At 71.5% G+C, this 23,501-nt stretch carries 26 protein-coding genes and 4 pseudogenes; 23 read left to right on the forward strand and 7 right to left on the reverse strand.

Translation table 11 applies throughout. From position 1 onward, the window contains the following. Window positions 1–151: 151 nt before the first annotated feature. The 4 genes from glnA to pspAB all read left to right on the forward strand — a co-directional run bounded on the left by glnA (window position 152) and on the right by pspAB (window position 3,604). Window positions 152–1,561: a type I glutamate--ammonia ligase gene (glnA, locus tag IH25_RS0128610; protein ID WP_030616802.1), complete on the forward strand. Its 1,410-nt coding sequence runs from the start codon at window positions 152–154 to the stop codon at window positions 1,559–1,561. Between the two features lie 156 nt (window positions 1,562–1,717). Continuing rightward, the gene (locus IH25_RS0128615; RefSeq protein WP_030616805.1) at window positions 1,718–1,975 is read left to right on the forward strand and encodes an SCO2583/SCO2584 N-terminal domain-containing protein; all 258 of its coding nucleotides are present in this window, start codon (window positions 1,718–1,720) and stop codon (window positions 1,973–1,975) included. Between the two features lie 76 nt (window positions 1,976–2,051). Next, on the forward strand, window positions 2,052–2,972 hold the full coding sequence (gene htpX / locus IH25_RS0128620; RefSeq protein WP_030616808.1) for a zinc metalloprotease HtpX: 921 nt from the start codon (window positions 2,052–2,054) through the stop codon (window positions 2,970–2,972). A 47-nt stretch (window positions 2,973–3,019) separates the two neighbouring features. Further along, window positions 3,020–3,604, forward strand: coding sequence for a PspA-associated protein PspAB (gene pspAB, locus IH25_RS0128625; RefSeq protein ID WP_030616811.1), 585 nt, complete (start codon window positions 3,020–3,022; stop codon window positions 3,602–3,604). 21 nt (window positions 3,605–3,625) lie between these two features. On the opposite strand, the gene IH25_RS0128630 is transcribed toward pspAB, so the two are convergent. Then, window positions 3,626–3,901 carry a hypothetical protein gene (locus tag IH25_RS0128630; RefSeq protein ID WP_030616813.1) on the reverse strand — a complete coding sequence of 92 codons (276 nt, stop codon included), beginning with the start codon at window positions 3,899–3,901 and terminating at the stop codon, window positions 3,626–3,628. A 173-nt stretch (window positions 3,902–4,074) separates the two neighbouring features. Between IH25_RS0128630 and IH25_RS0128635 the strand changes: the two genes are divergently transcribed. Further along, window positions 4,075–4,815 (forward strand): alpha/beta hydrolase, encoded by a 741-nt coding sequence (locus tag IH25_RS0128635; protein ID WP_245172904.1) that lies wholly within the window; start codon window positions 4,075–4,077, stop codon window positions 4,813–4,815. 46 nt (window positions 4,816–4,861) lie between these two features. Here IH25_RS0128635 and IH25_RS0128640 read toward each other — a convergent pair whose 3' ends face one another. Next, complete coding sequence (locus IH25_RS0128640) at window positions 4,862–5,176, reverse strand: hypothetical protein (RefSeq protein WP_030616819.1); 315 nt, start codon at window positions 5,174–5,176, stop codon at window positions 4,862–4,864. A 220-nt stretch (window positions 5,177–5,396) separates the two neighbouring features. On the opposite strand from IH25_RS0128640, the gene IH25_RS0128645 reads away from it, so the two are divergent. From IH25_RS0128645 to IH25_RS0128675, 8 genes are all read left to right on the forward strand, one after another. Then, window positions 5,397–5,765 (forward strand): arsenate reductase family protein, encoded by a 369-nt coding sequence (locus IH25_RS0128645; RefSeq protein ID WP_030616822.1) that lies wholly within the window; start codon window positions 5,397–5,399, stop codon window positions 5,763–5,765. A 253-nt stretch (window positions 5,766–6,018) separates the two neighbouring features. After that, on the forward strand, window positions 6,019–7,050 hold the full coding sequence (gene glnII / locus IH25_RS0128650) for a glutamine synthetase (protein ID WP_030616824.1): 1,032 nt from the start codon (window positions 6,019–6,021) through the stop codon (window positions 7,048–7,050). A gap of 281 nt (window positions 7,051–7,331) precedes the next feature. Beyond that, window positions 7,332–7,454 (forward strand): hypothetical protein, encoded by a 123-nt coding sequence (locus IH25_RS42880; protein WP_258564973.1) that lies wholly within the window; start codon window positions 7,332–7,334, stop codon window positions 7,452–7,454. A 119-nt stretch (window positions 7,455–7,573) separates the two neighbouring features. Beyond that, a complete protein-coding gene (locus IH25_RS0128655; protein ID WP_030616828.1) occupies window positions 7,574–8,152 on the forward strand; it encodes a winged helix-turn-helix domain-containing protein in 579 nt (192 codons plus the stop codon). Between the two features lie 61 nt (window positions 8,153–8,213). Then, window positions 8,214–9,212, forward strand: a complete 999-nt coding sequence (locus IH25_RS0128660) for an NAD-dependent epimerase/dehydratase family protein (RefSeq protein WP_030616831.1) — start codon at window positions 8,214–8,216, stop codon at window positions 9,210–9,212. 93 nt (window positions 9,213–9,305) lie between these two features. Continuing rightward, window positions 9,306–10,628, forward strand: coding sequence for a sensor histidine kinase (locus tag IH25_RS0128665; protein ID WP_051754168.1), 1,323 nt, complete (start codon window positions 9,306–9,308; stop codon window positions 10,626–10,628). Beyond that, window positions 10,568–11,221: a LuxR C-terminal-related transcriptional regulator gene (locus IH25_RS0128670; RefSeq protein WP_030616837.1), complete on the forward strand. Its 654-nt coding sequence runs from the start codon at window positions 10,568–10,570 to the stop codon at window positions 11,219–11,221. Before IH25_RS0128665 ends, IH25_RS0128670 begins: the two co-directional genes overlap by 61 nt. Window positions 11,222–11,357: 136 nt before the next feature. Beyond that, window positions 11,358–12,863 (forward strand): DUF1996 domain-containing protein, encoded by a 1,506-nt coding sequence (locus tag IH25_RS0128675; RefSeq protein ID WP_030616840.1) that lies wholly within the window; start codon window positions 11,358–11,360, stop codon window positions 12,861–12,863. A 76-nt stretch (window positions 12,864–12,939) separates the two neighbouring features. On the opposite strand, the gene IH25_RS0128680 is transcribed toward IH25_RS0128675, so the two are convergent. Further along, a complete protein-coding gene (locus tag IH25_RS0128680; protein WP_030616843.1) occupies window positions 12,940–13,332 on the reverse strand; it encodes a hypothetical protein in 393 nt (130 codons plus the stop codon). A gap of 116 nt (window positions 13,333–13,448) precedes the next feature. Between IH25_RS0128680 and IH25_RS0128685 the strand changes: the two genes are divergently transcribed. The 6 genes and pseudogenes from IH25_RS0128685 to IH25_RS42555 form a co-directional block, all read left to right on the forward strand. After that, on the forward strand, window positions 13,449–13,949 hold the full coding sequence (locus tag IH25_RS0128685; protein WP_209445388.1) for a tetratricopeptide repeat protein: 501 nt from the start codon (window positions 13,449–13,451) through the stop codon (window positions 13,947–13,949). Window positions 13,950–14,157: 208 nt separating this feature from the next. Next, window positions 14,158–14,720, forward strand: a pseudogene (locus IH25_RS37875) (transposase). Between the two features lie 5 nt (window positions 14,721–14,725). Continuing rightward, window positions 14,726–15,049, forward strand: a complete 324-nt coding sequence (locus IH25_RS42550; RefSeq protein WP_245172905.1) for a hypothetical protein — start codon at window positions 14,726–14,728, stop codon at window positions 15,047–15,049. Window positions 15,050–15,115: 66 nt separating this feature from the next. Beyond that, the gene (locus IH25_RS0128695; protein WP_030616847.1) at window positions 15,116–15,523 is read left to right on the forward strand and encodes a hypothetical protein; all 408 of its coding nucleotides are present in this window, start codon (window positions 15,116–15,118) and stop codon (window positions 15,521–15,523) included. A 92-nt stretch (window positions 15,524–15,615) separates the two neighbouring features. Beyond that, window positions 15,616–16,890 carry a VanZ family protein gene (locus IH25_RS40000; protein ID WP_157847030.1) on the forward strand — a complete coding sequence of 425 codons (1,275 nt, stop codon included), beginning with the start codon at window positions 15,616–15,618 and terminating at the stop codon, window positions 16,888–16,890. Between the two features lie 258 nt (window positions 16,891–17,148). Continuing rightward, a pseudogene (locus IH25_RS42555) lies at window positions 17,149–17,637 on the forward strand (transposase); the annotation flags it as partial. On the opposite strand, the pseudogene IH25_RS42560 reads toward IH25_RS42555, so the two are convergent. Together IH25_RS42560 and IH25_RS40010 are read right to left on the reverse strand one after the other, a co-directional pair. After that, window positions 17,559–17,942, reverse strand: a pseudogene (locus tag IH25_RS42560) (YbaK/EbsC family protein); the annotation flags it as partial. The pseudogenes IH25_RS42555 and IH25_RS42560 sit on opposite strands and share 79 nt — an antisense overlap. Then, a pseudogene (locus tag IH25_RS40010) lies at window positions 17,890–18,095 on the reverse strand (transposase); the annotation flags it as partial. The pseudogenes IH25_RS40010 and IH25_RS42560, both read right to left, overlap by 53 nt. Window positions 18,096–18,176: 81 nt before the next feature. Between IH25_RS40010 and IH25_RS0128710 the strand changes: the two are divergent. The 4 genes from IH25_RS0128710 to IH25_RS0128725 all read left to right on the forward strand — a co-directional run bounded on the left by IH25_RS0128710 (window position 18,177) and on the right by IH25_RS0128725 (window position 22,889). Then, on the forward strand, window positions 18,177–20,129 hold the full coding sequence (locus IH25_RS0128710; protein ID WP_030616850.1) for a hypothetical protein: 1,953 nt from the start codon (window positions 18,177–18,179) through the stop codon (window positions 20,127–20,129). 97 nt (window positions 20,130–20,226) lie between these two features. After that, the gene (locus tag IH25_RS0128715) at window positions 20,227–21,105 is read left to right on the forward strand and encodes a metal-dependent hydrolase (protein WP_030616853.1); all 879 of its coding nucleotides are present in this window, start codon (window positions 20,227–20,229) and stop codon (window positions 21,103–21,105) included. After that, window positions 21,105–22,163 carry a PDR/VanB family oxidoreductase gene (locus IH25_RS0128720; RefSeq protein ID WP_030616857.1) on the forward strand — a complete coding sequence of 353 codons (1,059 nt, stop codon included), beginning with the start codon at window positions 21,105–21,107 and terminating at the stop codon, window positions 22,161–22,163. Before IH25_RS0128715 ends, IH25_RS0128720 begins: the two co-directional genes overlap by 1 nt. Window positions 22,164–22,199: 36 nt before the next feature. Then, window positions 22,200–22,889, forward strand: a complete 690-nt coding sequence (locus IH25_RS0128725) for a TetR/AcrR family transcriptional regulator (protein WP_107058487.1) — start codon at window positions 22,200–22,202, stop codon at window positions 22,887–22,889. A gap of 14 nt (window positions 22,890–22,903) precedes the next feature. Here the strand turns inward: IH25_RS0128725 and IH25_RS0128730 are convergent, their stop codons facing one another. Both IH25_RS0128730 and IH25_RS0128735 read right to left on the reverse strand, forming a co-directional pair. Continuing rightward, the gene (locus IH25_RS0128730) at window positions 22,904–23,266 is read right to left on the reverse strand and encodes a 5-carboxymethyl-2-hydroxymuconate Delta-isomerase (protein ID WP_030616862.1); all 363 of its coding nucleotides are present in this window, start codon (window positions 23,264–23,266) and stop codon (window positions 22,904–22,906) included. A 32-nt stretch (window positions 23,267–23,298) separates the two neighbouring features. After that, the coding region (locus IH25_RS0128735; protein WP_030616865.1) for an alpha-1,6-glucosidase domain-containing protein at window positions 23,299–23,501 on the reverse strand (203 nt) is incomplete at its 5' end.

Raw genomic sequence — 23,501 nt, forward strand, 5'->3', positions numbered from 1 at the left:
GTGGACACGTGGCCGGTTAACGTCTGCGAAACAAACGGGTCACGCCCGAGAAATCACCCGTCCCTAGGGTCGAGACCAGCGTGTGCCACCGCACTGGCCGCACGAACGATCTACCACCCCGGCGAGGACGGTCGGGAGTAGGAGGAGCTGGATGTTCCAGAACGCCGACGAGGCCAAGAAGTTCATCGCGGACGAGGACGTCAAGTTCGTCGACGTCCGATTCTGCGACCTGCCGGGCGTCATGCAGCACTTCACGGTGCCCGTTGAGGCGTTCGACCCGGACGAGGAGCTGGCCTTCGACGGATCGTCGATCCGCGGTTTCCAGGCCATCCACGAGTCCGACATGGCTCTGCGTGCCGACCTGTCCACGGCCCGTGTCGACCCGTTCCGCCGGGACAAGACCCTCAACATCAACTTCTTCATCCACGACCCGATCACGGGCGAGCAGTACTCCCGTGACCCGCGCAACGTGGCGAAGAAGGCGGAGGCGTACCTGGCGTCGACGGGCATCGCCGACACCGCGTACTTCGGTCCCGAGGCCGAGTTCTACGTCTTCGACAGCGTGCGCTTCGCCACCTCGGCGAACGAGTCCTTCTACCACATCGACTCCGAGGCGGGTGCCTGGAACACCGGCGCCCTGGAGAACAACCGCGGTTACAAGGTCCGCTACAAGGGCGGCTACTTCCCGGTCCCGCCGGTCGACCACTTCGCCGACCTGCGCGCCGAGATCTCCCTGGAGCTGGAGAAGCAGGGCCTGAAGGTCGAGCGCCAGCACCACGAGGTGGGCACCGCCGGACAGGCGGAGATCAACTACAAGTTCAACACGCTGCTGGCCGCCGCCGACGACCTCCAGCTCTTCAAGTACATCGTGAAGAACGTGGCCTGGCGCAACGGCAAGACCGCGACCTTCATGCCGAAGCCGATCTTCGGTGACAACGGCTCGGGCATGCACGTGCACCAGTCGCTGTGGAGCAACGGCGACCCGCTGTTCTACGACGAGGCCGGGTACGCGGGCCTGTCGGACATGGCCCGCTACTACATCGGCGGCATCCTCAAGCACGCCCCGTCGCTGCTGGCCTTCACCAACCCGACGGTGAACTCGTACCACCGTCTGGTGCCGGGCTTCGAGGCGCCGATCAACCTGGTGTACTCGCAGCGCAACCGCTCGGCCGCGATGCGCATCCCGATCACGGGCTCCAACCCGAAGGCCAAGCGCGTCGAGTTCCGCGCGCCCGACTCCTCCGGCAACCCGTACCTGGCCTTCTCGGCGCTGCTGCTCGCGGGCCTGGACGGCATCAAGAACAAGATTGAGCCGGCCGAGCCGATCGACAAGGACCTGTACGAGCTGGCTCCCGAGGAGCACGCGAACGTCGCCCAGGTCCCGACCTCGCTGAACGCCGTCCTCGACGCGCTGGAGGCCGACCACGAGTTCCTCCTCCAGGGCGACGTGTTCACGTCCGACCTGATCGAGACGTGGATCGACTTCAAGCGCACCAACGAGATCGCGCCGCTCCAGCTGCGTCCGCACCCGCACGAGTTCGAGCTGTACTTCGACGTGTGACGGTCCCCGCACCACACCCGAGGCCCCGCCGCTCCCCGTGAGCGGCGGGGCCTCGGTCTTTCCGGTGGTGGCTGTGCAACCTTTCCCGGCTCTCAGACTTCCTATTGTCGGAGGATCATGCCTCCGCGGTGCCGGACGAGAGAGGTTGTACGGGGTATGGCGGAACAGGACGAGTGGGAGCGCGAGTTCGATCACGCGTGGGTGAACTCGGCCGAGCACAAGGAGCCCTCCGCGCGGGCCCGGATGCTCGCCGCGCGGTGGAAGGAGAACCCGCCCGAGCCGGCGCCGTTCCGTGCCGATCCGGACCCGGTGGGCCCGCGCCGGTCCTCCTGGGTGTCGACGGCCGTGGTACTCGGCTGCGTGGCCGCGGTGATCGTGCTGCTGGGGTACGCGCAGCTGCGGTCCCCCTACTGATCTCCCCCGGGCCGGCGGGCACCGGCGGGTGCACACTGGACAGCGGGGCGAGTGCCCGGCTGCGGGGTGATGCGAGATGCCAAACCGCTTCCACAGTGATCGGCGGCTGACCGTGCGGATGGGTCTGACGCTGTTCCTGCTCGGGCTGCTGTACGTCGGCTCCGTCGCGGCGCTGATCGTGCTGCTGAGGTCCTGGGTGCTGGTCGCCGTCCTGATCGGGGCGCTGTTCGTGGCCCAGTTCTGGTTCTCCGACCGGATCGCCCTGTTCGCGATGCGCGGCCGGCCCGTGGCGCGGGAGGAGTATCCCGAGCTGCACGCCGTGGTCGACCGGCTGTGCGCGATCGCGGACCTGCCGAGGCCCGTGGTCGCCGTGTCCGCGATGGACATGCCGAACGCGTTCGCGACCGGGCGCGGTCCCGACCACGCCGTGGTGTGTGTGACCACCGGGCTGCTCCGCCGGCTGGAGCCCGCCGAGCTGGAGGGCGTGCTCGCGCACGAGCTGTCGCACGTCGCGCACAAGGACGTCGCCGTGATCACGGTGGCGTCCTTCCTCGGGGTGGTCGCGGGCCTGGTCGTACGGTTCGCCTTCTACTCGCAGATCTTCGGCGGGGGCCGCCGGGACCAGAACACGGCCATCGTCTTCGCCGCCGTCCTGGGTGTCTCGGCGGCCGTGTACGCGCTCAGCTTCCTGCTGATCCGGGCGCTGTCCCGGTACCGGGAGCTGGCGGCCGACCGCGCGGCGGCGCTGCTGACGGGGCGGCCGTCGGCGCTGGCGGCGGCGCTCACCAAGGTCTCCGGGGAGATCGCGCGCATCCCGACGAAGGACCTGCGGACGGCCCAGGCGTTCAACGCGTTCTACTTCACCCCGGCGGCCGGCCGGGAGCCCGGCATCGAGCGTTTCTTCTCCACCCACCCGCCCCTGGCACAGCGGCTGGAGCAGCTGGGCCGGATCTCGACGGAGCTGGGGGAGGCCGCCGCCCCGGGGAAGGCGGGCTGACCTGGAAGGCCGGTCCGGCCGAGGCCGCCTGCGGAGGAGGGCTGATCGTGCGGCTGCTGGACGTACTCCTGGGGCGTACCCGGCCGGTCGCGCCCGATCTCGACCGGCTGTTCGCGCTGCCGTCGGCGGCGGTGACGCTGGAGGCGGCGACCGGTCTCGCACCGGCCGGGAGCGGGGCGGTGTGCTTCGCCACGGTGGAGGGGGCGGCCTTCGAGCGGATCCGCCAGGAGGCGCGGGCGCTGCTGGACGCCGACCGCGACCGTACCGGCCCGCCGGTGCAGCCGTACCGGGACGCCTACGGCTACTCCTGGCTGGTCTCCCGCCGCTCCCCCGGACAGCTGCCGCAGCTCGTGGCCGATCTGCACGCGGTGAACAGCTCGCTGGAGTCGGCCGGCTTCGGCCCGCAGCTGCTGTGCTCGCTCGTGTCCTTCACGAACGGCGCCGAACGGCGGGTGGCACTCGTGTACCTCTACAAGCGCGGCACCTTCTATCCGTTCGCCCCGCTGCCCGGTGCCGCCGAACGGCGGGACACCGCGCTGGAGCTCCAGCTGAGGTCCGTCCTCGACGGTGATCTGCCCGTCGAGCCGGAGCTGGGGCGCTGGTTCCCGGTGTGGGGCGCCCCCGGCCTGTGACGGCCGGGGGCGCCCCCGCGTTCACCTCGTCTTCTCGCGTTCCTGCCGGCGGGCCTCGAAGGGACGCTCACGGCGGTAGCGGCGCTCCCAGCGGGCCTGGCGGTCCCGGCGCTCCCGGTACGCCCGGTAGTCGTCGGGGAGGGTGCCCGCGGCGGTGCCGGGCGGGGTCGTGCCGGGGGAGCCGCGGCCGTGCGTCGCGTACAGATACAGCAGCGCCACCGCGGCCGGCCACCAGAGGTGGTTTCCGATTCCGAGGATCACCAGGACCACGGTCCCGGTCGCGAGAATGCCACGCATGACGGACCTCCGTGGGGTGAGGAGGGGGTGGAAGCGGAGCGTGTCTGTTGCGTCTCCGTACGTACAGCGTAGGGAGGGCGCGATCACCGGCGCATCCCGTTTTCCGCGCGCCCCTGAGGGGTTTTGGGGGGTTTCCGCGGGGCGGGTGAGGGCGCCGTGAGTGAATGGCCCGCATGGACCAGATCTCCACCTTCACCCACGCGTACGACGGTGAGCGGCTCAGCGGGGCGGTCGCCGGGCCGGCCGGCCGGGCCACCGCGCTGCTGCTGCACGGCGCGGGCAACGGCAGCAAGGAGCGGTCGCTGCCGTTTCTCGCCGACTTCGCCGGCCAGGGCTGCCGCGCCCTCGCCTTCGACTTCTCCGGGCACGGTGAAAGCACGGGCGAACTCGCGGACTTGAGCCTGCGCCGCCGGTACGAGCAGGCGGTGGCGGTGCTCGACGCGCACGCCCCGGGGGACGATCCGCTGATTCTGATCGGGTTCAGTATGAGCGGGCAGACGGTCGCGGATCTCATGCGGCACTACGGGCGCCGGGTCGCGGCCGTGGGGCTGTGCGCGCCCGCCGTCTACGGACCGGACGCCTGGGACGTGCCGTTCGGCACCGGCGACAGCCGCTTCTCGGAGCTGATCCGCACGCCGGACAGCTGGCGGGACTCCCCCGCCCTTGAGGTGTTCCGCGCGTACGAGGGCCGGACGGTGCTGGCGGTGCCGGGCCACGACACGGTCATCCCGGCGGCGGTCACCGAGGCCATACAGGAGGCGCTGTCGGAGCGCTCCCGGTTCTCCCGCCTCGACCTCCCGGACGCCGAACACATCCTGGGTCTGTGGTTCCGCGACCACGACGGGGACCGGCGGGCATTCGTGACGCGGCTGCTGGCGGGCCTGGACGGGCACACGGAGGCGCCCCCTCGCTGACGGCGCCGGGTGCCCCGCGGCGACGCGAGGGCACCCGGCACCCGGCTCAGCGCGAGTAACGCATCAGCGCCCGCACCATGTGGCAGGTCGTGTCGGAGGGCGGCCGCATGCCGATCCGCTCCGCCGTCCCGCGGATCGTCTCGTCGTGCGCCTGGTCCGGCAGATAGACCCCGGAGTCGAGCAGGGCTATGGCGAGGCGCATGGCCTTCAGACGCCGGTTGTGCGTGACGTACCACTGGCGCGGCCGTCCGGCGGGCAGCGGTCGCTTCGCCTCGGGCTCGTAGGGCGAGTCGAACAGCACGGGGTGCTTGGCGGTGGACTGGGTCGGCAACGGCTTCGGCTTGAGGGCGGCAGCGGGCACAGGCATCCTCCTGTCGCGGTCAGACCGGTCGCCGGCGGCCCGGCGCCCGGTCTCGAACACTGCTTCCAGTCTACCGGCGGCCACTGACAATCGGTCGGCTGCGGAAGCGAGTGAATCCGCAGCTCACGCGGGAAATTGGCGTTCCGTCACCGGTGGTGGGGATGAGGCTGCCGAGGTGCCATGAATTCGAACAGAGCCGATACCGCGTACCGTGTCGCCCATGGAGATCTGGATCAATCCCGCCTGCTCGAAGTGCCGTAGCGCGCTCACCCTGCTCGACGCCGAGGGGGCCGAGTACACCGTGCGGCGGTACCTGGAGGACGTGCCGGGCGAGGACGAGATCAGGGCCGTACTGGACCGGCTGGGCCTGGAACCGTGGGACATCACCCGTACCCAGGAGGCGGCGGCCAAGGAGCTGGGGCTCAAGGACTGGCCGCGCGACGCGGAGACCCGGGACCGCTGGATCGCCGCGCTCGCCGGGCATCCCAAGCTGATCCAGCGGCCGATCATCACCGCGGACGACGGGACGGCACTGGTGGCCCGCAGTGAGGAGGCCGTACGGGAGGCCCTCTCCCACAGCAAGCGCTGAGCCTCCCGTCGTACCAGGGGGTCCGGTGCGGGAGACCCGGTCGTACGCAATCCGCACGGCCGGAAACCGCCCCCTCTCACCACGTGAACCTCGGCACACAGACACCAGGTAACACGGGGTTCACATTCGGGCAATGGCCGGGAAACCGCCTGTTGACAGGCTGCCCGCAGTTCGAGCGGCGCCCCAGTGCCGCAGCGCCGCGGCATCCGCCCAGGCGGACGCACCCGACCCACCCCCGAAGGATGTGGCCCCCGTGACCTTCAAGGCCGAGTACATCTGGATCGACGGCACCTCGCCGACGGCCAAGCTCCGTTCCAAGACGAAGGTCATCACGGGTGCCCCGGCCGGTCTCGACGCGCTGCCGCTGTGGGGCTTCGACGGCTCCTCCACCAACCAGGCCGCGGGCCACTCCTCGGACTGCGTGCTCAAGCCGGTCTTCACCTGCCCGGACCCGATCCGCGGCGGCGACGACATCCTGGTGCTGTGCGAGGTGCTGGACACCGACCTGACTCCGCACCCGACCAACACCCGCGCCGCGCTGGCCGAGGTGGCCGAGCGGTTCGCCGCGCAGGAGCCCATCTTCGGCATCGAGCAGGAGTACACCTTCTTCGCGGGCTCCCGTCCGCTCGGTTTCCCCGAGAACGGCTTCCCGGCCCCGCAGGGCGGCTACTACTGCGGTGTCGGCGCCGACGAGATCTTCGGCCGGGACGTCGTCGAGGCCCACCTCGACAACTGCCTGAAGGCGGGCCTCGGCATCTCCGGCATCAACGCCGAGGTCATGCCCGGCCAGTGGGAGTTCCAGGTCGGCCCGCTGGCCCCGCTGGAGGTATCCGACCAGCTGTGGGTGGCCCGCTGGCTGCTGTACCGCACCGCCGAGGACTTCGGTGTCTCCGCGACCCTGGACCCCAAGCCGGTCAAGGGCGACTGGAACGGCGCGGGCGCGCACACCAACTTCTCCACCAAGGCCATGCGCGAGGGCTACGACGCCATCATCACCGCCTGCGAGTCGCTCGGCGAGGGCTCGAAGCCGCTGGACCACGTGAAGAACTACGGCGCCGGCATCGACGAGCGCCTGACCGGTCTGCACGAGACGGCCCCGTGGGACAAGTTCTCCTACGGCGTCTCCGACCGGGGTGCCTCGGTGCGCATCCCGTGGCAGGTCGAGAAGGACGGCAAGGGCTACATCGAGGACCGCCGCCCGAACGCGAACGTCGACCCGTACGTGGTGACCCGCCTGCTGGTGGACACCTGCTGCTCCGCGCTGGAGAAGGCCGGCCAGGTCTGATCCGTCCCGCACCTTCGAGGGCGCCCGCCGTGACGGCGGGCGCCCTCGTCGCGTATCCGGCCTCGGAGAGGGGCCGTTGAGCCCCCGCCGTGATGGCCGGGCCAGTAGGCGCCGTCCGGAATGTGAGACGGCGTTCCGGACTCCCCCGGCCCGCTCCAGGCCGCTGAACAGGGCAGAAAGCCGGTGCTCCGAGGGGTTGTCACGTCAATGTCACACCAAGGAAGCGTCCAAGCAGTGAGAGGAGGCTCCTGCGCGCCGCGCGGCTCTGCTTCAATGGGACCATGGCCAGCATCCAGCAGATCACCGCGACGGGTCGCTACGACCTCCAGCCGTTCTGGCCTTCCCGTCAGCACCACGACTTCGACCGTGTGTGTCGCCCCGCGAGGAACGCGCGGGCCCTCTAAAGCCGTACCCCCGGCCTTCGGCCAGCGCGAAACGACGTACGTCCTCCGGCGACGCCCGACCACGAATCGGGGCCGCCGCACCTCCCGACGACCTCCTCGCGCGAAAGAGCTGACCTCCCATGGCGACCACCCGATCCCTCTCCACCGCCACCCTGCCCACCCCCGCCCGGCACCGACTGCGTGCCGTGGACCGGGACGAGGCGGTCCACGTGGCGGACTTCCTGCCGCCGGGCGCCACCTGGCTGCCCGCCCCGCAGCACGCCCTGCCCACCCTGCCGGGCCAGCCGCCGATGGTCGGCTACCTGGTGCTGGTCCCCGCCGACCAGCGGCCCCCGTTCCTGCCGGTCGCCGTCCCCGACCAGCCGCAGCCCGGGGACGAGACGGCGGCGCCGGACGCCGGCACCGAGCCGCTGGTGCGGATCGACGCCGTGCGCCGCACCGCCAGCGTCGAGGGCCGCGAACTCGACCTGACCTACCTGGAGTTCGAGCTGCTGGCCCACCTGGTGGCGCACCCGCACCGGGTGCACACCCGCGACCAGCTGGTCACCACGGTATGGGGCTACGGCCACGTCGGCGACGGCCGCACCGTGGACGTGCACATCGCCCGGCTGCGCCGCAAGCTGGGCGACCGGCACCGCAAGTCGATCCAGACCGTGCGCCGGGTCGGCTACAAGTACACCCCGCCGGCCGCCCGCTGACCGTTCTGCCCTCGGCAGAGCCCCGCGCGCACACCGCCCCGCACCGGGCAGGATCACCGGCATGAGACTTCTCGTGCTGGGCGGTACGGAGTTCGTGGGGCGCGCCGTCGTCGAGGCCGCGCTCGGGCGGGGCTGGGAGGTGACCGTCTTCCACCGGGGACGGCACCGGCCCCCGCCCGGGGTGCGGTCGCTGCACGGCGACCGCGCCGCGTCCGACGGCCTCGCCGCGCTCACCGCCGAGCGGGCCGGCTGGGACGCCGTGGTGGACACCTGGTCGGGCGCCCCGCGCGCCGTGCGCGAGGCGGCCCGGCTGCTGCGCGGCCGGGCCGGGCGGTACGCGTACGTCTCCAGCCGGTCGGTGTACGTCTGGCCCTGGCCGCCCGGCGCCGCCGAGGACGCCCCGCTGGTCGAGGGCGCCGCCGACGCCGACGCCACGGACTACGCGGCCGACAAGCGCGGCGGGGAACTGGCCGCCGTCGGCGCCTTCGGCGCGGCGGACTCGCTGCTGGTACGGGCCGGGCTGATCCTCGGCCCGTACGAGAACGTGGGCCGGCTGCCCTGGTGGCTGACCCGGATCGCGCGCGGCGGCCCGGTCCTGGCACCCGGCCCGCGCGAGCTGCCCCTCCAGTACATCGACGCCCGCGACCTCGCCGACTGGCTGCTCGGCGCCCTGGAAGGCGGCCTGTCCGGGCCGTACAACGTGGTGAGCCCGCCCGGCCACACCACCATGGGCGAGCTGCTCGACGCCTGTGTGCGGGCGACCGGCGCGGACGCGGAGCTGCGCTGGACCGACCCGGAGACGGTCCTGGCCGCCGGGATCGAGCCGTGGACCGAGCTGCCGGTGTGGGTGCCGCCGGGCGGCGAGACGCACGGCGCGGTGCACGGCGCGGACGTGTCACGGGCGGTGGCGACCGGGCTGGTGTGCCGCCCGGTGGCGGAGACGGTCGCGGACACCTGGCACTGGCTGAGCGGGCTCGGCGGCACCGGACCACTGCGGCCGGACCGCACCCGTCCGGGGCTGGACCCCGAGGTGGAGGCGAAGGTGCTGGGGCTGGTGTGACGCCGGGGCCCGGCCCGGGGTGTACCTGGCACCACCCCCTGACGTGGGGCTCCGCCCCGTGACCGGGCCCGGCGGACCGGCCAGACTGGCGGCATGAACACCGACGTCCAGCGGGACGACTTCCGCGCCCGCACCCGGCAGGCGGTGCTGGCCGCCGTACAGGGCCTGGTCCTGGCCCTGGTGATGCCGCCGGTGACGGTGCTGTGCCTCGCCTTCACCGTCATGTCCCTCGAACTCCTCCCGCTCGGCCTCGGTCTGTTCCTGGTGCCCCCGGTGCTCGGCGCGGTGCGCAGGTACGCGCGGGCCCGGCGGGAGCTGGCCGCGGAGTGGGGCGGGGTGGTGATCCCGGTGGTGTACCGGCCGGTGCCGCCGGGGGCGGGCCCGTGGACGCACACGGTCACCCTGCTCCGTGACCCGCAGACCTGGCGGGACCTGCTGTGGCTGCTGACCGACATGACCGCGGGCACGGTCACCGCGCTGCTCCCGGCCGTGCTGCTGTTCTTCCCCGTCCAGGGGTTCCTGGTGGCGGCCGGGCTGTGGCGGGCGTACGTCCACGGGCCGGGCGACACCTACTGGTACGCCTTCGTGCCGGTCACCGGGCAGGCGACCGCGCTGCTCGCCGCCGTCCTCGCCGCCGTGCTGCTGGTGGTCGCCCACCGCTTCACCCCGTCGCTGCTCACGGCGCACTTCCGGCTCACCCGGGCCGTCCTCGGCGGCGGCCGGGGCGACCTCACCGAACGGGTGCGGGTGCTGACCGAGACCCGGCGGGACGCGGTGGACACCTCGGCCGCCGAACTGCGCCGCATCGAACGGGACCTGCACGACGGCGCGCAGGCCCGGCTGGTCGCCATGGGCATGGACCTCGGCACCATCGAGATGCTGGTCGAACGGGATCCGGCCGCGGCGAAGGAACTGATCGCGCGGGCCCGCCGGAACTCCGCCGAGGCCCTGGAGGAGCTGCGCGACCTGGTGCGCGGCATCCATCCGCCGGTCCTCGCCGAGCGCGGACTCGGTGACGCGGTACGGGCGTTGGCGCTGCGGCTGCCGCTGCCGGCCGAGGTGAGCGTGGAGCTGTCCGGCCGGGCGGAGGCGCCGGTGGAGTCGGCCGCCTACTTCGCGGTGAACGAGGTGCTGACCAACGCCGTCAAGCACTCCGGTGCCGACCGGGTCTGGATCGACGTGCACCACACCGACGGCCGACTGCGGCTCACCGTCACCGACAACGGCCGGGGCGGCGCGGCGGCGCGGGCCGGGTCGGGGCTCGCGGGGGTGGAGCGCCGGCTGGGTACATTCGACGGCGTCCTGGCCGTCAGCAGCCCCGCCGGCGGTCCCACCATGGTGACCATGGAGATCCCGTGCGTGTTGTCCTGGCCGAAGACCTCTTCCTGCTGCGCGACGGGCTGGTGCGGATGCTGACGGCCTACGGCTTCGAGATCGCGGCGGCCGTCGAGTCCGGCCCGGAACTCGCCAAGGCGCTGGAGGAATTGACGCCGGACGTGGCCGTGGTGGACGTACGGCTGCCGCCCACGCACACCGACGAGGGCCTGCAGTGCGCGCTCGCCGCCCGCCGGACGCGGCCCGGGCTGCCGGTGCTGGTGCTCTCCCAGCACGTGGAGCAGCTGTACGCGCGCGAGCTGCTCGCCGACGGCAACGGCGCGATCGGCTATCTGCTCAAGGACCGGGTGTTCGACGCGGAGCAGTTCGTGGACGCCGTACGGCGGGTGGCGGCGGGCGGTACGGCCATGGACCCGCAGGTGATCCAGCAGTTGCTGTCCCGGCGGTCGGCCGAGGACCGGCCGCTCGCCCGGCTGACCCCGCGGGAGCGGGAGGTGCTGGAGCTGATGGCCCAGGGCCGGTCCAACGCGGGCATCGCGGCCCAGCTCGTGGTGACGGAACGGGCGGTCGCCAAGCACACCTCCAACATCTTCGCCAAGCTGGGCCTGGAGGTCTCGGACGACGACAACCGGCGCGTCCTTGCGGTGCTCGCCTATCTGGACCAGGACCGGTGAGACATCAACTCCGCTGATTCTCCGGGGAATTCGCGGGACCGGTGAACACCTCTGGGGCGGCGTCCGTATGGAAGGGCGCCGCTTCACTCCTGTCGGGCGCCTCGGTGCCGCCCCACAAGGACGTCAGAGGAGTTCCATGGGACGCAACACACGAAAACGCCGTACGCCGCCGGCCGCCAAGGCCATCGCCGCAGCGGCGGCCCTAGCGCTCGGCGGGGGCGGGCTGCTCTGGGCGAACTTCCACGCCTCGGCGCACGAGCCGGACCAGCGGGCCTGGGGAGGCAACCAGACCAAGGCCGCGACGGCCCAGGTCGCCACCGTCTCCTGCCCGGACGTCGGCCAGCGGCTGACGAACGTGCCGGACGCGGCACGGCAGGGCGTGGCACGGGAACTGGCCGCTCTGGACCGGCAGATCGCCGAGGCGTACGCCCGGCTCGCCGCCACCCGCGACGCGCAGGCGAAGGACCCCGGCTTCGTGCGGAACGCGATCGTCGGCCCGCTGGGCGAGAAGCGGGCGGCGACGATCGACCGGATCCGGATCGGCATCCAGCGGGCCGGCGGGTCCTTCGACAACACGCTGGCCCAGCTCGCCCCCTGCACGACGCGGGCCGCGAACCAGACGAACGCGGGCGGCGGACAGCAGAACGGGGACGGACAGCAGAACGGCGGGCAGCAGCAGGACAACGGCGGCCGGCAGGGCGGCGGGACCGGCGGGCAGGCCGGCAACGGCCCCGTCGCGGCGGACTTCGTGGACATCACCAAGGTCGCGCCGAACGTCCAGGGCAAGCCCCGCCGGACGGCCAACGCCTCGACCGGCACGTTCACCACCCGCTGCGGGGTGAACGCCAACAAGAACCACAACACCGACAACGTGATCGTGGCGCCCGGTGTCAGCAACGGCGCGCACCATCTGCACGACTACGTCGGCAACCAGAAGGTCGACGCCTTCGCCAACAACCAGACGCTCCTCCAGGGCGGCACCAGCTGCCGGAACCCCGGCGACCTGTCGTCGTACTACTGGCCGGTGGTCCGCGTCCAGGACGGCACCCGGGACTTCGACCAGAACGCCGACGGCGGCGGCAAGGAGGGCAACGTCGGCCGGATCCTGACCCCGGTCCAGGCCGAGATCAAGTACGTCGGCAGTCCGGCCGCCAAGGTCGTCGCGATGCCGCGGTTCCTGCGCATCATCACCGGTGACGCCAAGACCACCACCAACGGCCTGGCCAACGCCAACGCGCACTGGAGCTGCACCGGCTTCGAGAACAAGGTGCAGCTCACCGAGCGGTACCCGATCTGTCCGCAGGGCAGCAAGGTGGTGCGCTCGTTCGCCTTCCAGAGCTGCTGGGACGGGCGGAACGCCGACAGCGCCAACCACCGCACGCACGTGGCCTTCGCCGACCCGGCCAGCGGGGCCTGCCCGAACGGGTTCAAGGCGATCCCGCAGCTGACCATGCGGCTCGTCTACGCCGTCCCCCCGCCGGTGATCCGGAACGGCCAGGTGAAGAACGCCTACGCGGTGGACGGCTTCCCCGAGCAGCTGCACAAGCCGGCCACGGACCACGACGACTTCATCAGCGTCACCAGGAACGGACTGGCCAACCAGATCGCCAACTGCCTCAACCGCGGTCAGAACTGCGCGTGACCCCCACCACGGGCAGCTGACCGAAGGCCGGTGACGTCCCCCGTCGTCACCGGCCTTCCCCCTGCCCGCGACCGGGTCAGCCGCCGTGCGCGTGGTGGTCGGCGCCCGCCTCCAGCTCGCCGCCCAGCGTGCCGCGCAGCGCCCGGACCACTCCTTCGTCGCCGACGGCGACCCACTTGCGGCCGACCAGGTAGTGGCCGCCGTAGTCCTTGGCCTCGTCGGTCCACTCGCGCCGGCCCCGGTCGGTGGCGAAGGTGGCGAGGACGAACCGCCCCTGCTCCGTACGGCAGATGGCCTGGCGGATCTCGTCGGCGTCGGTCTGCACGTCCGGCTCGCACTTCACCTCGGCGGCCAGTTCCTCCAGGCTGCCGGTCGCGGTGGGCGGCACCCGGCCGGTGTCCCCGCCCGAGCCGCAGCCCGCCAGCGCCAGCAGCACGGCCCCGACGGGCACGAGTCGCGTCACCCTCATCTGTCCCTCCGGATCCTGGTGTGCCGGGCAGGCCCCGGCGCCCACGGATACGGCTGCCGGGCCCGGGGCGCTCAAATCCGGAGACCCGGCGCGCACACGTGTGCGAGGGTGGCGCGGTGAACCAAGACTGGGAAGACCGCGTGACCGCCGCCTGGGCCTCGTTCGACGACTATCCGCAGGAGCGCGCGCACGAGTTCCGCGCGCTGATCGACGCCCTTGTCGCCGAACTGCCCGACGACAGCCCGCTCGGCCCGTTCGAGCGGGCCTGCGCCTGGGACTCGACCGGGCACTCGGACAAGGCGGTACCGCTGTACCGGGAGGCGCTGGCCCGCGGCCTGACGGGCTACAAGGGCCGCCGGGCGAGGATCCAGCTGTCCAGCAGCCTGCGGAACGTCGGGCAGCCGGAGGAGGGCGTGAAGCTGCTCACCCCCGAACTGGACGGCCCGTCGGACGAGTTGGACGACGCGGTCCGGGCGGCCCTCGCCCTGTGCCTGTCCAGCCTCGGCCGCGACCGCGAGGGCCTCGCCCTGGTGCTCGGCGCGCTCGCCCCGCACCTGCCGCGCTACCAGCGGTCGATGGCCAACTACGCGCGCGCCCTGGTCGATACGGAGGCCTGAACCGGTCACCTCTCAGAGCTTGGTCAGATTCACTCGCCGGTGGTGTGTCCGCTTGATCGTTTGTTCCGTCGACCTGATGTGATGGGTGGCGAGCTGGCTGCTGACCGTGTAGTCTGGAGGATTTCGCGGCGGAGATGGGCGACCCGTTCGTGTCCGCGCCCGCCGGGCCTGGCCGCTACAGCATGTGATCAAGCCGATCTCGCTGATTGTGGATGACACCAGCTTCCTCAGGGACGGGGACGCCTCAGCGTGCGTGGCCCGGCAGTACACCGGCATCGCCGGCAAGGTCACCAACTGCCAGGCCAGAGTGTCCCCGCACCTGGCTCGGACAGCGCGTCGGCGCCTGTCGACTGGCGGTTGTCTCTGCCTGAGAGCCGGCATCCCGCCTCGCCGAAGGCGGATACGGTCAAGGTGGCCCGCCGCACCACGTGGGGCATCGCAACCGACGTCGGCCATGTCGAGAAGTGGCAGCCGGCCCTGGACATGATCGACGAGATCAGGTCGTGGGGGATCGATGTCCCGCTCGTCGTCGCCGACCGCGGCTACGGTGACGCGGCGGCCTTTCGGCTGGGTCTGGAAGAACGCGACTTGAACTATGTAGTCGGCATCTCCATCACGACCACTGCCCACACGGAAACCACGGCCGCGTACTCCGACCTACGGCGGTCGCGGCCCGAGGCCCCGGCCGGTCTGTCCCGGGCCGGCCCAGACGGCGAAGAAGCTGGTCATCGCGGTCGGCAAGCAAGCCGCCCGGCCGGTGCAGTGTTCTGAAGCGCATGTACGCGCGGTTCGTAGCCCTGCGGATTCGTCCCGCCGGATGCGGGATCCGCGAAGCAGCCGACGGCCCCGACCTGCCGGTGCGCTGGCTGCTGGCCAAACCGCCCGCCACCCAGCCCGAACCCGTCCAGTCTGACTCTCCTTCTGCACTTTCCAGCGCATCACCGGTCAGCAAAAGGGGCGGCGCCGGCCTGAACCCCTACCAAGTCGCCCGCGAACTGCAGCTACTCCTCACGGTCTGGACTGGCGCCCATCCCACCTGGCACGGCGACATGCCAGAGCCGATATCAACCTGGCCAAAAAATGACATGTGTAGATCATGAACGTGGCTAGACTGCTCGGCGACCACTCTTAGCCCAGCAATGGGCTTTGACGGAAGGACCTTTAACATGGCTACCAGCCGCATGTTAACCATCGTCGCCGCAACCGCGGCGCTGGTTTTCGGGGGTACTGCGACCGCCTTCGCCGGAACCGGGGGCACCACCAGCACCAAGCTGTCCAACGGCACCTTGAAGTTCGAGGCGCGCAACGGCTCCGTCATCGACGGTAACTCCAGCGTCTTCTACAGCGCTACTGAATACGACAAGAGCAGCGGTAGCAAGGTCTACGCCACTCTTAAAATGGAAACGAGCAACGCTCAATTCAGCGACGCGCAGAAGGCGGTGTCTGCGGGACAGTCGATCTCGCACTCCTTCGGAGCCAAGTCCATAGCCAAGTACGCCCCGGACTGCTGGGCAGTGGGTCTGATGGACGCAAGCACGGGCAAGTACTACACGCCACACGTCAGCTTCTGCTGATCCTACCGGCGGCCATCTGGGTAAGGAGTCCAGCGCGACGGACTCCTTCACCATCCCATCCCGTTGCTTATCGTGAAAGGGTCGCTGCTCACTTGATCGACGCGTCTATACAGGCCGTCCCCGGGCTGTTCATCTCCTTCGTAGTGATCGCTGCGATCCTGGCGATCCCGACGGGGCTGATCGCACGCGTACGGGAGAAGCCGGTCACGGTGCGTGTACTTCTTTCCGTCTGCATTGCCGGCATTTTGGCTGTGACACTGCTACCCACTGGCGGAGGACCCGTCGGCGGAGGAGCAGAGTGCGACCTGAGTTCGCCGTTCCCTCAGATGTTCACCTCGTCAAGTGCGTTGCTGAACATTGCTCTGTTCATCCCGGCCCCCCTCTTCGCCGGTCTGATCTTTCGTCGTCAGCTGACCGTTATCGCCGTAGCAGCAGTGGGAAGCGGCATTGTCGAACTCATCCAGGCGGAGGGCGCAATGGGGCGCTCGTGCAGTGCGACAGATCTCGCAGCCAACACCACCGGGGCTCTATTTGGAGCGGCAGCAGCGACCGTATGGTTGTGGCGTACCGGGCAAGGCATATGGAGAGGCAAGCGCGATGCGCTCTGGGGACTAACTCTCACCGTTACGGGATCTACCGCATTGATCGGCGTATTCCATTCGTCCATCACTCCTTATATCCCGCTGACAGAGCGCCCAGGGTTCGAAGCCGACCAGCGAGCCATTGAGGGCGCAGACACTTGGATCACCGACGCCGCTACGTATGTCTTCGGTAAGGGCACTCAGGTTGAGCAGACCGAGGTATCAAAGCGCAGTGGTCTGGTGTCAGCAAAAACCAATCGGGGCGAGATCTCCGGATGGTGGCCCGCGAAGAAATTGGAAGAAGCCTCATTCACGGACAATAAAGCTGAGGCCGGCTCTCTGAACCAGCATCAGGCCCAACAGGTCTCAACTCGCTTCGTCGAGCGTTGGTTCCCTGCTGAGGTTCGTGGAGCCAAGCTAACCGTCCACGTCAGCGGATCTGGCAACACCGCGGTCTACGCGTTCATATACCGTCGGTACAGCAAGGGCGTAATGATGCCCATGCGGCTGAACGTCATGGTGACCTCAGGCGGTCGCATCCTCAATTTCACTGCCCGTGCCGTAAAGGACCCCAAACTACCCGAGTGTGCCGTTTCAAAGGATGAGGCCTCGAAGCTTGCACACGCATACACGGGTCGCACCGTGCAAGGCGCGGTACTTATTGCTCAGAAGGTCAAGGATTATGGGTGGCGGCCGGTGTGGATGATGGGCGTCGAGAGCGGTGATGTGTTCATTGATGCCGTTACCGGTAATCAGATCCCCCGGGGCAACGTAGCCTCCTACTGACGACCAGGTGCTTCGAGAGATCCCGATCAACCTGTGGGAACGGATGCGGCCACCGTTGATCGTCGTGAGTTGGGAATGCGCACCTGCTGTGCTGGGCTGTCTGGGACGCCGATGCCCTCCATGACGACGTGCGCGACTACGTCTTCGAGATCTTCGAGCACCCACGACAAGGGCGCGGTGCTGGTCGGCGACGTGTAGAAGGGCACGCACACCGTCGGGGCCCAGCGCAAGCACACCAGTACCGCCAGACGGTTCGAGAAACTCTTTGGTCGCCGTCTACCTCGTCTAGCCGACGAGTGCGGGCACGCGGCGGTGGAGCGGGAGCTGTGCATCCCGCGCTCCTGGACGTGCGACCCGGACCGTTGTCGGGCCGCAGGGCTCAGTGAGGTCACTGTCTTCGCGACCAAGCCGGAACTGGCTCGGGTGATGACCGAACGGTTCCTAGCCGCCGGACACCGCGTCGACTGGGTCACGGGTGACGAGGCCTATGGCGGCAACCCGAAACCGCAGACGGCTTTGGAGGAACGCGGCATCGGTTACGTCCGCGCGGTGGCCTGCTCGGCCGAAGTACCCACCGCCGCAGGCATGCTCCACGCCGATGCCCTGGTACGGAAGGTGACAAAGCCAGCCTGGCAGGATCTCTCGGCCGGACGCGGCGCAAAGGGGGCGCGCGTGCGGTGCCCGAAGGGCAGCATGCCGCCGATGGCGTACCCGGTGGTCTCGCGTACGACACCGACGCCGGCCTGAGTGACCCTGCCGGCACCGAGCGCCTCGCGCACCCGTTCCACGTCGACGCGCGAGGCCCTGTCCAGGAGAACCAGCACCGGCACACCGTCGGCAGCGGAGATCAGGGACTTGCAGATCCGGCTGAGCTCGCACCCGATGCCGCAGCGGCCTCGGCGGCGGTCCGAGTGGCCTCCGGGAACCTCCCGCGCGAGCACGTCGTCGAGGCCCGGCGCAAGCATCGCTTCAGCGAACCGGGGGTTGGCTCCGGGCTCTCCGAAAGGATGCCGCGTCGCCGTAGCCGGGGTCGGCGACGACGAGCGGGACATCGATGCCCCACAACCTGGTCACGTCGATCATGTCCAGGGACGGCTGCCACTTCTCGACATGGCCGACATCGGTCGGTCGGGATGCCCCACGTGGTGCGGCGGGCCACCTTGGCCGGATCCGCCCTGGGGCAAGGCAGGATCCCGGCTCTCAGGCGCATGGCGTCGCGAGGCAGGCGGGAGTCCGACGACAGGGCCCGGCGGTGACCGACCACCGGCTCGCTCGTTCTTCCGGACGTGCAGTCACAGGATCTCTCCCAGCGCCACGCACCCTCCGCCGGCCCCGGCCCGGTCGACGTCGAGCAGGCCGAGGCCGTGCTCGCCGAGCACTACCCCCGGCTGGTCCGGCTCGCCTACCTGGTGCTGCCACCGGGCCTCGGCCGCGGCCGCCGCGTGCTGACCGCACACGCCCTCGCCCAGCGCGCCCTGCCCGGGGGCCGCAAGCAGCCGGCCCCGATCCCGGCCCAGGGCGGCGGCCGGGCGGACGACCCCGGGTACGCGTATCTGCGCGAGCGGGTGCTGCGCATGGCCCTGGCGGCGGCCCGCCCCCGCCGGGGCCTGCCCCGCCTGGCCCAGCTGCCGCCGCCGCTGCCGCAGGTGTGGGGGCTCAGGCTGTTCCCGCGCTCCGGCGGCGCCGACGAACTCGCCCTGGACCAGCGGCTGTCCGCCCTGTCCGGCCCGGCCCGCGCCGCCTATGTGCTGCGCGGCCTGGAGCAGCTGCCCGACGCCGACATCCGCAAGCTGCTGAAGGCGGCCGGGGTGTCCGACCCGGGGGGCGCGCTGGCCTCGGCGAACAGTGTGCCCGCGCACCCGGGGCTGCTCTCCTCCCCCGAGTTCGACCCGTGCACGCTCCAGGCCCGGCCCACCGATCTGATGCGCCGCCGCCAGCACACCAAGGCCGCCCTCGCCGCCGCCGCCGCGCTCGCGCTCTGCGGCGCGCTGGTCGCCCTGCCGGGCGGCGGCTGGGGCCCGGACGGCGCCGCCGCGCCCGTGTACGCCGGGAACCCCGCCGCCGAGGCCGCCCTCGACCCGGGCAAGCTGACCCGGGCCGCCCCCGACGCCTGGCGGACGGCGGACCGTACCGGCTTTGCCGTGTGGCCCGCGCGCGGCCCGCTCACCGGTGACCGGGCCCTGCTGCGCCGCGCCCTGGCCGTGTGGGCCCGCCCCGGCGGCAGCGTCCGGGTCTCGGCGACCCCCGGCACCCCGACCGGCGGCCCGGCCGGCCCGCCGCAGCTGCTGTACGCGGGCGAGGTCGACGCCGCCCGCGTGGTGCTCCTCCACGACGGGCTGCGCATCGCCCGGTACGCCGAGCCGAAGGACGGCACCCAGGGCGCGGCCCTGGACTTCGCCCGGGTCGACGGCGCGACGGGTGCCGGGGCGAGCGCGCTGGTGCTCGGCCGCTCCGACGGCAACGTCCGCTATCTGACCGCCCCCTGGGTGACGAAGGCGGCCCAGCGGGACCTGACGAAGCCGGACTCGGCCGCGATCCCGCTGCCCCTCACCGACGGTGTGACCGGGCCGCTGGCCAGCCCCGCCCTCCAGTCCGGCGGCTGCGCCTCGTGGACCGTGCTCCAGCTGACCGACGCCTCCGGCACCCACCTGGGCACCGACCTCGGCGAACTGGTCCCGGCCCGGCTGACGGCCGGCCGGCCCGGCGCGGCCGGGGACGCCTCGGGCGCGCGGGGGCTGCGCACCTGGGCGCCGTTCGCCTGCTCGCTGGCGGCCATGCACTCGGCGGGCGTCCGCAGCGTGAACGCCTGGGAGTTCGCCGAGCAGCCGCTGCCCGGCGCGAGCGAAGCGAGATGGGGGTCCCCCCGCCCGGAGGGTGGGGGAGGGTCCGGCACCTGGGTGTGCACCCGGGCGGAGACCTGGCGCGGGGACGGCACGGCCGCGCTGGCCCAGTTCCGGGCGCCGGGCGCGGCGTCCGGGGCGGTCGTCGCCAAGGGCGCGGACGTGCCGGCCTGCGGGCCGCGTGACCCGCGGGTGCTGGCCGGGGTGCTGTGGAAGTCGGCGGCCGGGAACTGGTACCTGCTGGCGGCGGGCAGCAAGGACACGGCGTCGATCGAGGCCACGGGCGGGGTCACCGCGTCCGCGCCGGGACCGCTGCTGGTGGCACGGGCCGAGCAGGGGGCGCGGGCCGAGCTGAAGGGCGTGTCGGCGGACGGACGGGAGATCACCGGCCTGCGGTAGCTGCGCCGGCGTCGACGAGGTCGGGCGTGGGGGTTCACAGCGCGAAGGTGGGGTGCGGGGGGTTCTCAGCCGCGCTACCCGTCAGTACATTGACGCCATGTCTAATACTCAGGCCCGGGTGCCGCTCAAGGCACGCCCTGTGTCCTTCTCCTGGGACGGCACACCGCTGCACTGGGTGCCGGGGGATCCCCTCACCACGCACACCATCAATGTGCTGCACCTGCTGCTGCCCGCCGGGGAGCGCTGGTTCGTGCGGGTGTACCAGCAGGCGCTGCCGCTGATCCGGGACGACCGGCTGCGCGAGGACGTCATCGGCTTCATCGGGCAGGAGGCCGTGCACTCCCAGGCGCACGACGAGGTGCTGCCGCACCTGAGGGAGCTGGGGCTCGACCCGACGCCGTACACCGCGCAGGTCGACTGGTTCTTCGAGAAGCTGCTGGGCGACCGGACCCTGCCGCCGGGCCGGCCGCGCCGGTGGTGGCTGCTGGAGCGGGTCGCGCTGATCGCGGCCATCGAGCACTACACGGCGTTCCTCGGGAACTGGGTGCTGAACGCCGGGGAGCTGGACCGGCGCGGCGCCGACCCCACCATGCTGGACCTGCTGCGCTGGCACGGCGCGGAGGAGGTCGAGCACCGCTCGGTCGCCTTCGAGCTGTTCACGCACCTCGACGGAAGCTACCGCCGGCGGGTGCGGACCTGGGCCACCGCGTTCACGGCGCTGGTGTTCCTGTGGCAGCGCGGGACGCGGTTCTTCCTGGCGAACGACCCGACCCTCACCGACGGCAAGGCCACCTTCAAGGACTTCCACGACCGGGGCAGGCAGGGTCTGCTGCCCGGGACCGGCGACATGCTGCGGTCCATACCCCGCTACCTGAGCCGCGCCTACCACCCCTCGCAGGAGGGCGACACCGAGCAGGCCCTCGCCTATCTGGCGGCCTCCCCCGCGGCCACGGCGGCGGAACGGAGGGCCGCGTGATGCCGGCGCCGCGCACCGCCGCGCTCGCCCTGGGCGCCACGGCCGCCGCCCTGCTCACCCGGCGGGCCCTGCGCCGCCGGGTGAGCGCCTCGCCGCTGTGGCCGCTGCCCGCCCTGGACCCGCCGGTATCCGGCCAATCCCGGCCCCGGCCGGCGCGGCTGCTGCTCACCGCGCACGAGACCATCGCCGACGGGGTCGTACGGCTGCGCCTGGAGGGGCCCGGGCTGCCGCGCTGGGAGCCCGGGGCGCATGTCGACCTGGTGCTGCCCTCGGGGCTCGTCCGGCAGTACTCCCTGTGCGGGGACCCCGCGGACACCTCCGCCTACACCCTCGCCGCCCGGCTGGTGGCGGACGGCCGGGGCGGCTCCCGCGAGGTGCACGAGCAGCTCACCGAGGGCATGGAGCTGGAGGTGCGCGGACCGAGGAACCGCTTCCCCCTGGTCGCGGCGCCCGCCTACGTCTTCGTCGCCGGCGGCATCGGCATCACCCCGCTCCTGCCGATGCTGCGGGCCCTGCCGGACGGCACCGAGTGGCGGCTGCTGTACGGCGGGCGGACGCGGGCCTCGATGCCGTTCCTGGACGAGGTGGCGCAGCTCGCGGGTGACCGGCTGACGGTGGTCGCCGAGGACGAGGACGGGCGGCCGGACCTGGCCGCGCTGTTCGCCGGGACGGCCGAGGGCACGGCGGTGTACTGCTGCGGCCCCGAGGGCCTGATGGCGGCCGTGGAGCAGGCGCTGCCCGAGGGGGCCACGCTGCACCTGGAGCGGTTCGCGCCGGGTACGGCGGCCGGCCCGGACGCCGCCTTCGAGGTGGAACTGCGCCGCAGCGGGCGCACGGTGACGGTCCCGGCCGGCTCCAGCGTGCTGGCCGCCGTACGCCGGGAGCTGCCCGGCACCGCCTACTCCTGCGAGCAGGGCTTCTGCGGCACCTGTCAGCAGCGGGTGCTGGAGGGCGAGGTCGAGCACCGGGACGAGCTGCTGACGGACGCCGAACGGCACGACTCGATGCTGATCTGCGTCTCCCGGGCCCGCGGCGACCGGCTGGTGCTCGACATGTGATCACCGGCGGCCGGATCCGCTCGGTAAGGTGTTCGTATGAGGACCGGGGTTCGCCGCAGGATGGGCGTCGAGGAACGTCGGCAGCAGCTGATCGGCGTCGCCCTGGAGCTGTTCAGCCAACGCTCGCCCGACGAGGTCTCGATCGACGAGATAGCCACGGCGGCGGGCATCTCCCGCCCGCTGGTGTACCACTACTTCCCGGGCAAACTCAGCCTGTACGAGGCCGCGTTGAAGCGGGCGTCGGAGGATCTGGCGAGCCGCTTCGACGAGCCCCACGAGGGACCGCTCGGCGCCCGGCTGCTGCGCGTGATGGGCCGCTACTTCGACTTCGTGGACGAGCACGGCCCCGGTTTCTCGGCGCTGCTGCGCGGCGGCCCGGCGGTCGGCTCGTCGGCGACCAACGCCCTCATCGACTCCGTACGGCAGGCGGCCTACGACCAGATCCTGTCGCACCTGGGCGTGACCGAGGCGTCCCCGCGGCTGGAGCTGGTGGTCCGCTCCTGGATCTCGCTCGCGGAGTCCACGGCCCTGATCTGGCTGGAGGGCCGGCGGGTGCCGCGCGCCGAGCTGGAGGTCCAGCTCGTGCACGACTTCGCCGCGCTGGCCGCCGTCAGCGCCGTCCACGACGAGGACATGGCCGAGCTGCTGCGCACGATGGTGAAGGACGAGCCGGCCGACGGCCCCTTCGCGGTGCTGGCCGGCCGGCTCATCGCCCTCGGTTCCTGAGCGGGCGCCCGCCCCTAGCCTTCGGCCTTCCGGTACGACGGGTCGAGGTCGCGGATCTCGGCGGAGGCGTGCAGGGTGAACGCCCCGCCCGTCACATGCTTCCGCAACAGCTCCACGGCCGTCTCCGTCAGCCGTGCCTTCGTCTCGTCGGTGCGCCCGGCGAGCAGCCCTATGGTCACGTGCGCGACGGCGTGCCCGCGCGCCCCCGGGTCCTCGTACCCGAACGCCGTGAACGCGCTGGGGCGGAACTGCGTCTTGCACGCCTCCGGCTTCGCCGCCGCGATCTCCACGGTGGCCTCGTGCAGCGCCCGCGCGAACCCCTCGCGGTCGAAGGCGTCCTCCATGAGGTCGGAGTAGTCGATGGTGATCTGCGGCATGCGCACTCCTGTTCTAAGGCAACGGCCTCACCCTAGTTCCCCGCCCGGGTGAACACCGCGACGGTGCGGGCGGGGACGGTGAAGGTCCCCGAAGCGGCCGTGTAGGACGCCGACTTCACGGTGTCGTCGGAGCCGTTGGCCTGGACGGGGTGGAGGGTGTAGGGGGTGCCGGCGAGGGCGCTGATGCGCTGTTGCTGCTGCTCGGGGGTGGCGTTGAAGACGACGACCAGACCGC

Origin of the sequence: Streptomyces achromogenes subsp. achromogenes, from assembly GCF_000720835.1 — a bacterium.
GTDB classification, from domain to species: Bacteria; Actinomycetota; Actinomycetes; order Streptomycetales; family Streptomycetaceae; genus Streptomyces; species Streptomyces achromogenes.